The organism is Candidatus Auribacterota bacterium (genome assembly GCA_026392035.1).
Taxonomy (GTDB): Bacteria; Auribacterota; Tritonobacteria; order UBA1439; family UBA1439; genus JAPLCX01.
Genome location: JAPLCX010000109.1, coordinates 37718 through 44722, shown reverse-complemented (window position 1 = coordinate 44722; position 7005 = coordinate 37718). Strand labels below are relative to the sequence as shown.

Annotated in this window: 6 protein-coding genes; 1 reads left to right on the top strand and 5 read right to left on the bottom strand. The window is 52.0% G+C overall.

Annotated features, from left to right (window positions below; all coding sequences use genetic code 11):
• Positions 1 to 851: 851 nt before the first annotated feature.
• Together NTX71_11880 and NTX71_11875 are read right to left on the bottom strand one after the other, a co-directional pair.
• On the bottom strand, positions 852 to 2624 hold the full coding sequence (locus tag NTX71_11880; protein MCX6340598.1) for a PQQ-binding-like beta-propeller repeat protein: 1773 nt from the start codon (positions 2622 to 2624) through the stop codon (positions 852 to 854).
• Between the two features lie 366 nt (positions 2625 to 2990).
• Positions 2991 to 3221 carry a hypothetical protein gene (locus NTX71_11875; GenBank protein MCX6340597.1) on the bottom strand — a complete coding sequence of 77 codons (231 nt, stop codon included), beginning with the start codon at positions 3219 to 3221 and terminating at the stop codon, positions 2991 to 2993.
• Positions 3222 to 3550: 329 nt separating this feature from the next.
• On the opposite strand from NTX71_11875, the gene NTX71_11870 reads away from it, so the two are divergent.
• Positions 3551 to 4597: a hypothetical protein gene (locus NTX71_11870; protein ID MCX6340596.1), complete on the top strand. Its 1047-nt coding sequence runs from the start codon at positions 3551 to 3553 to the stop codon at positions 4595 to 4597.
• 166 nt (positions 4598 to 4763) lie between these two features.
• Here the strand turns inward: NTX71_11870 and NTX71_11865 are convergent, their stop codons facing one another.
• From NTX71_11865 to NTX71_11855, 3 genes are read right to left on the bottom strand one after another with little or no spacing between them, the layout of a single operon-like run.
• On the bottom strand, positions 4764 to 5060 hold the full coding sequence (locus NTX71_11865) for a hypothetical protein (GenBank protein MCX6340595.1): 297 nt from the start codon (positions 5058 to 5060) through the stop codon (positions 4764 to 4766).
• A 32-nt stretch (positions 5061 to 5092) separates the two neighbouring features.
• On the bottom strand, positions 5093 to 5560 hold the full coding sequence (locus NTX71_11860) for a hydrogenase maturation protease (GenBank protein MCX6340594.1): 468 nt from the start codon (positions 5558 to 5560) through the stop codon (positions 5093 to 5095).
• Between the two features lie 5 nt (positions 5561 to 5565).
• Positions 5566 to 6975 carry a nickel-dependent hydrogenase large subunit gene (locus NTX71_11855; protein MCX6340593.1) on the bottom strand — a complete coding sequence of 470 codons (1410 nt, stop codon included), beginning with the start codon at positions 6973 to 6975 and terminating at the stop codon, positions 5566 to 5568.
• Between the last annotated feature and the right edge of the window lie 30 nt (positions 6976 to 7005).

Below are 7005 nucleotides of genomic sequence, written 5' to 3'. Positions count from 1 at the left end.
ATACTATTCTTCGGCTCAGGGGTTCCGAAACGAAAGCGAGGGTCACAAAACCGCTGACTGTTACGTGCGGATGTGACGATCGAGGCAGGAATAAATCCTGCGTGTGGATAGACGGCGTGCCCTTTTCTTGCTATACATTGATACGGTGATGGTTATGGCGGGTTATCATGGGCTAAGTAAGCGCCATTCGGGTCGGACCACGATATTGTGTTGCTGTGGAATGCGATGGGATTATTTTAAGGCTAGATAAGGGCCTTAGCTGCAATTTTTAGCCCCAAAAATTAGCTGTAAGCCCTATCCGATATTCAACATAGCGTTGTGCTCCCGTGAATTAACCACAAAAGGAATTGTTTCGCCCCGCCCCCCATTGATGTTATATCCATGGTTCCAACCCCAAGAGGGATGTACTGAGCAGGTGAGGAAACAGGGGGGATGAGGCTCTATACTGCGCATGACGCTACTGATTTCCGAAAGGTATCGATTCCCCGAAGCCAAGTGCGTATTTGGTTCCAACTGGCAACCGTTTGGGTCGCCAAAAATAAAGGGCGGGCCTTTTGAAGTTGGCCCGCCATTTATTTTTGGGACTGAGCGAGCGAAGCGAGCTGAGGTCCCTTCAGGCACTGAGCACCTCGGCTTCGCTCGGTGCGAAGTGCCTTGTCAAGAAACCGCCGGCGCTTCAAGATGCTTCCAATTGTCAAGTGACCCCAGACGGCTTAATTTACCGTTACTGGACGGCCCTATGGGGAGGTGGGGGAAGCGCACTGTCTGGATCATTGCGGGTGGGAATGCATGAGGAGAAAAAACAGGGGGGCCTTGAGGCCCCCCTGCTATTGATAGAACAACGATCCCGCTCAGTTAACCACTGCTGCGGCCTTAGCCATCAGGTTCACATACTTGGTGGTCGGCGTGAGCTCAGAGAGCTTCCTCACCGGCGGTTTCTTGCCCGCATTAACTGCGACGGTGTAGAAGGTGATCGTCTTCCCCTTCATAGATAATGGGATTTTGACCGCCGACCGCACCGTTGTTATGAAATCCTTAGTAAAGCTCTTCACGTTCTTGTAGAGCGGCGTGATTCCCTTCTTGATCTTGCCGTTCAGGTAGAGCGTGTAGGGCCCCGCGGGGGTGTCGGCGAGGATATAGAAGTCGAATGGCTGGGTAATATCCTCGGTCAGTGCCACGTACAGCGAGAAGGTCTGCCCGGCCGTCAATGCCCCCGGAACAATGATCAGTGGCGGTATCGGCGTGGCCGTGGGCGCCCCCGTCGCAGACGGGGTAGCCGAAGGTGTCGACGTAGGAGACATCTGGGCCGTCGGCGTGGGCGTCGGCACCGTCGGCGTGATCGTGGGCGTATCGGTGGGTGTGCCGGTTGGCGTCGCTGTCGGAGTATTTGTCGGCGTGGAGGTTATAGTCGGCGTCTGAGTCGGCGTCTGAGTCGGCGTGATCGTGGGCGTATTGGTGGGTGTGCCGGTTGGCGTTGCCGATGGCTCGCTTTGAAACTCGTAGATCACTGTGTCATAAGACCCCACGTATACTCTCCCGTCAGAGCCTATGGCAGGAGATGACCAAATCTCCCGCCACGCCGCATAGGACCATGTAAGTGAACCTGTCGAATTGAGGGCATACACCCTGTAATCCGTTGACCCTACGTAGACTCTCCCGTCAGAGCCAATGGCAGGAGATGAATAAATATCCAGTCCCGTCACATAGGACCATGTAAGTGAACCTGTCGAAGTAAGGGCATACACATTGTTGTCATAAGACCCCACGTATACTCTCCCGTCAGAGCCTATGGCAGGAGATGAATTAACATGCAATCCCGTCGCATAGGACCATGTAAGTGAACCTGTCGAAGTAAGGGCATACAGATTGTTGTCACCTGCCCCCACGTAAATTCTCCCGTCAGAGCCTATGGCAGGAGATGATTCCTCATAGGCATCGCTTCCCGGGCTTCCCGTCATATAGGACCATGTAAGTGAACCTGTCGAATTGAGGCCGTAGAGGCTCTTATCAAAGGACTTCACATAGATTCTCCCGTCAGAGCCTATGGCAGGAGATGATCTCACCTCGTTGCTCGTCCTATAGGACCATGTAAGTGAACCTGTCTGAGTGAGGGCACATACCCTCTGTTTCTTAGACGCCACGAAGACTGTTCCGTCAGTGCCTATGGCAGGAGATGAATACACTGCGTCTGCCGCCACCTCGTCCACCATCACATAGGACCATGTAAGTGAACCTATCGAAGTAAGGGCATACACATTGTTGTCACTTGACCCCACGGAGACTCTCCCGTCAGAGCCAATGGCGGGAGATGACTGCACATTGCCATTCGTCACATATGACCATGTAAGTGAACCTGTCGAAGTAAGGGCATACACATTGTTGTCATAAGATCCCACGCAGACTCTCCCGTCAGAGCCTATGGCAGGAGATGATTCCAGCTCATCCCCCGTTCGATAACTCCATGCGATAGAGACTGTCGGAGGCCCCGAATAAATGCTCAGGCCCGTGTGCTTGGCATTTTGATGGAACATCGGCCATGGGCTGATCATGAGCTGGCCAAATGTTAAGGATATCGCCGAAATCATAACCGCCGCGCTCAATGCCATGATCAGCTTTGCCCTCATCTCTTCCTCCCTCGGTTTGCGCTGCTCCCCTCTTTCGACTCGGTCGCGCCCAGCAGGGTCACAAGCCATTATCCACACCATGAATACCATACACGGGGGGGGCGGGCAATATATATTTCGCTATAATCGTGGTTCCAAAGGTAAGAAGGATGTTCTGAGCAGGTGAGGAAGCAGGTGGGAGGAGCTTTTAGACCGCGCAAGACACTTCTGCTTCCCGAATGATATTGATTCCCCGAAGCCAAGCGACTATATGGTTCCAATTGGCAACCGTATGGGTCGGCAAAATAAAAAGAGCCCTGATGTGGGCTCTTTTTATTTTGGCACTGAGCGAATGAAGCCGGAGGCTGAATGAGCCGAAGTGCCTTGTCAAGAAAACGCCGGCACTTCAAGATGCTTCCAATTGTCAAGGATAAAGATTTGACCCCAAACGGCCCGCTCAACCTCTGGTAGGCCGAAGCGCGTGGCTCTCTCCAACCTTATCTGGCGCAACCATTCAAGAACGACGGCCTTTGCCTGATCCACAGTCAGAATCAAGTAATTGCGCCTTTCCGCGACCGTCTTTCTTCTGCACTTCTCCTTCATTCCCGCTGTCCTCATTATGTACCTGCTTTGTTCCAGCCACCAGGCTGTCAACTTCCCTTCCGAATGTAAATTCTATCCAAAGTAGCCGGAAACAACAATATATCTGTGATAGTCAATTGTTTTTGCCCACCCCAATTGATATTATATCTATGGTTCCAAACCCAAGAGGCATGTACTGCTTAGGTGAGGAAATAGTGGTGACGCGCAATAGTTGCTCGTTGCTGGATAAAGGCAAAACAGCAGCAAAACCACTATGCAGCAAATGAGGACTTGACCCCCGTTATCGCGCGCCCGTCATATGGGCGGAATGTACCATTCTCAACGGGTAAAGGAGGCCGCGCATCATGAGAGCGATCACAATCCTTGTACCAGTATTGATTCTCACGGCGGCAGCGTCCGTGACGGCCGCCCCGAACATCCTGCTGCTCAACATACCCGCCGGGATACCTGCGTATTACCCGGCGGCGCTCAACGCCCGGGGATACACGTTTACCAAGACCAGCAACGTCACTGATTTCCACGCGGCCCTGACGGGCGGGACGGAATGGGGCCTGGTGCTGGTTGATAATTATGACGGCACTTTTGACGACAGCACGCTCGTTTCCCTCATGAACTACATCGGGAAAGGCGGCCGCTGCGCAGTGAACTACTGGGACATGGACTGGGCGCTCGCGAACATCCTCGGGGCGAACATGCGGCCCAGCGATTACAGCTACACGACTCCGATCCCCGTGCTGCGGTGGGAACCCGCAAACCCCCTCCTCACCACGCCGAACGCCATCCCCAACCTCATGCCGGTAGGGGGGGATTCCCCCTCAACCGTTGACGGGTTTTATCTCCAGCCGTGCGATGACGCGACCGCAGTGGCCGGATACACCCCGGCGGCCGCGGATTACCAGGCGGCGATCGTCATAGGCAACGGAGGGCGGACGATCCTCCTCGGGATCACCCCGGAGCTTTTCGGCCCCGACATGGAGAAGTTGCTCGAGAACTGTATCGAGTACCTCGCCGCGCCCCCGCCGACACCCACGCCTGCTCTCAGCGTGACGTGCAGCTCGCTCACGCCGGCGGCCGGGGACACCTTCACCGTGGACGTAGTGGTGCAGCCGATCACGCAGAAGTTCGACGCGTGGGGCTGCATCTTCGGCCCCGGCCCCTCCGCGCACTCGTTCACGCTCGGCAAGCCGACCGCGCTCCAGAGAGGCACCCACCCGCTCGTCAGGAACGTCCCCAAGCTCTCTGCGGCGTACACCGCCCGCCTTCTCAACCTGACGATTCCTCGCAGGGCCTCAGGGGAGTACACCGTCGTGGTGGAGCTCGTTCCTGCGGGCTTTGATCCCCTCGTCCCGATCGAGGGGTATGCGGCGGTGACGGACGTGACGGTGCACTAGGCGAGGGGCGGGGGAGGGGACTTCAAAATCGCACTGGTCATCAGTAGAGTTGGTGACCTGCAGCAGCAGCTCTTCTCACTGAAATACCCCGTATAGATGTCAATATCTTGGTTCCAAATAGGAGAGGGATATTCTTATCAGGGGAGGAAGTAGGGGAAATAAGGCCCTACACTCCGCAAGCTGCCGTAGCTTCCCGCATGATATTGACTTCCCCCAGCCACGTGATAATCTGGTTCCAACGGGCAACCGTTTGGGTCGCCATTACTACAGCAAAAACAGTTTCTGGTCGCGAGTTTCTGGTTGAGGAAAACGAAGTTGCCGCAGGATTAGCTTCGAACTGCTTTTCTGACCCAATTTTTAGGGGGCCGGAAAGGCAGTTTTTATTTTCGTCCCGACCTTGTCGGGTCGGTAAAGTTTCAAAGGCGCGCGCAGTAAGTTCAATTATATTGAGCGAATAAAACATTTGGCTCGCCAATGGGCACTACAAAATTAGAATCACCTTTTCGTATTTCTTTCTGAGACATTTGATTCTTCAATAACTAACTTTGCAAGATCAGGGAGTAGATTTTGTAGCTTCTTCGACAAGCCTATTCTTGCCTCTACCTTCTCGGGCTCTACTGCAAAAATAAAAATCTCTTTTTGGATGTCTAGATGCTCCATTGTTATAAATACATCTTTTAAACTAGTTTCATGTAAGGAAAAAAGGCTGGCGCATGATTCCTCTTTGTAATCATGGGGGGTAAATCTATAAATCTCGCCCGCCTTCCCATTTCCTTTAACAGAATCCACAATGATTACCTTTTCTGCCGCCTCAATATAAGGAATAAGATCATATCCCGCCGTTCCTCCATCAAGAAGCTCAATAGTATCAGGCAGCCTTGCTTTCTTGAGCTCCTTGATGAGATGAACCCCTATCCCTTCGTCTCCAAGAAGGATGTTCCCACAACCAATTATTAGTACCATTGTAGCTAAGCTACGCGATATTCCCGTAGCTCCCCATTAGGTTTTATAAGGTGGATAGAGCAGGCAATACATGGGTCAAAAGAACGAACCACTCTACCCAATTCTATCGGATTATCTGGATCATCGACAGGGGTGCCAATCAATGCTTCTTCAAGTGGTCCGCGAATACCTTCATCATCACGGGGTGAAATATTCCAAGTAGAAGGTGTGACAATCTGATAATGAGCTATCTTAGAATTCTCTATCCTTAACCAATGTCCCAAAGCTCCACGGGGCGCTTCTGTCAATCCCACACCGACAGCCTCATCCGGTACGCTTGCTTCCGTGTATATTGGCTCGCCAATTCTAATTTCTTCTAACCACTCCCCTAAAGCGGTAGCGATTTCTCTTGCCTCCAGGGCCCGGGCTATGTGCCTGTCAATTACGGATATCCTTTCTCGATGAACACCTTTTATCCACATTCTTGCTAAAGGCCCTACTTCAGCTGGCTGACGATTGTATCGAGGGGCCTTCAGCCAGCTGTACGCTCTCTCCTTTTTCGGCTCTGGCAGGGTCTCTCCATCTGCCGGATTTCTTCCGCTCGTGTGGTCGTTATACCGGGAATAAGAAATATATTCGGTTATCATATTGGGATCTACCTCTACATAACTGCTCCCTATGTACGCACCTGCTGCAAAAAATTTCTTTGTCCCTTCGCTATCCAGATTAAAACCCCCAAAACAGAGAAGATTCCCATATCCTCCGCCAATATGCCTGTAATCTTCGTATGCACGGGCAACAGCTGTGACATCGGGTATATACGTATTTTCAATGAAATCTTGTATTTGAATCAATCTCGATGAACAGGCACTGATGCTTTCCGCACTGGGTCGTTGCGTAACCCCACCTACCACAAAACCTGTATGGTGGGGAGCCTTTCCTGCCCATATTGCACGCAACTCATGCGCCAATCTGCGAATAGTAAGGGCTTTGAGATAATGCTCCCTAAAAACCCTATCTGCTTCCTTGGGCAAGCGATAATCTCCCTTATAGCGAGGGATGTAAGGCGGGGCATAGGGACCCCTGGCATAATCCAGTGCTCCCAAGATATAAAAATGAAGTATATGCGAATGAAGGAAGTCAGCCCCCGCGACCAAATTTCGGATAATCCTTGCATTATCCGGCGGTGTTACATTAAAGGCATTTTCCAAACAGATCGCACTTGCACTGCCGTGAGAAGAAGAGCATACACCGCATATTCTTTGCGTGAGATGCAGCGCATCGCGAGGATCTCTTTCTCTCAAGATTATCTCGAAGCCGCGGAACATGTTTCCCTTGCAGCGGGCATTTATTACCTTCCCATTATGAACTTCCACCTCAATTCCCAGGTGACCTTCTACTCGTGTTAAGGGATCAATTATTATTCTTCTTGACATGAAAGTGTTACCCCTTTAGCTCAATTAGGT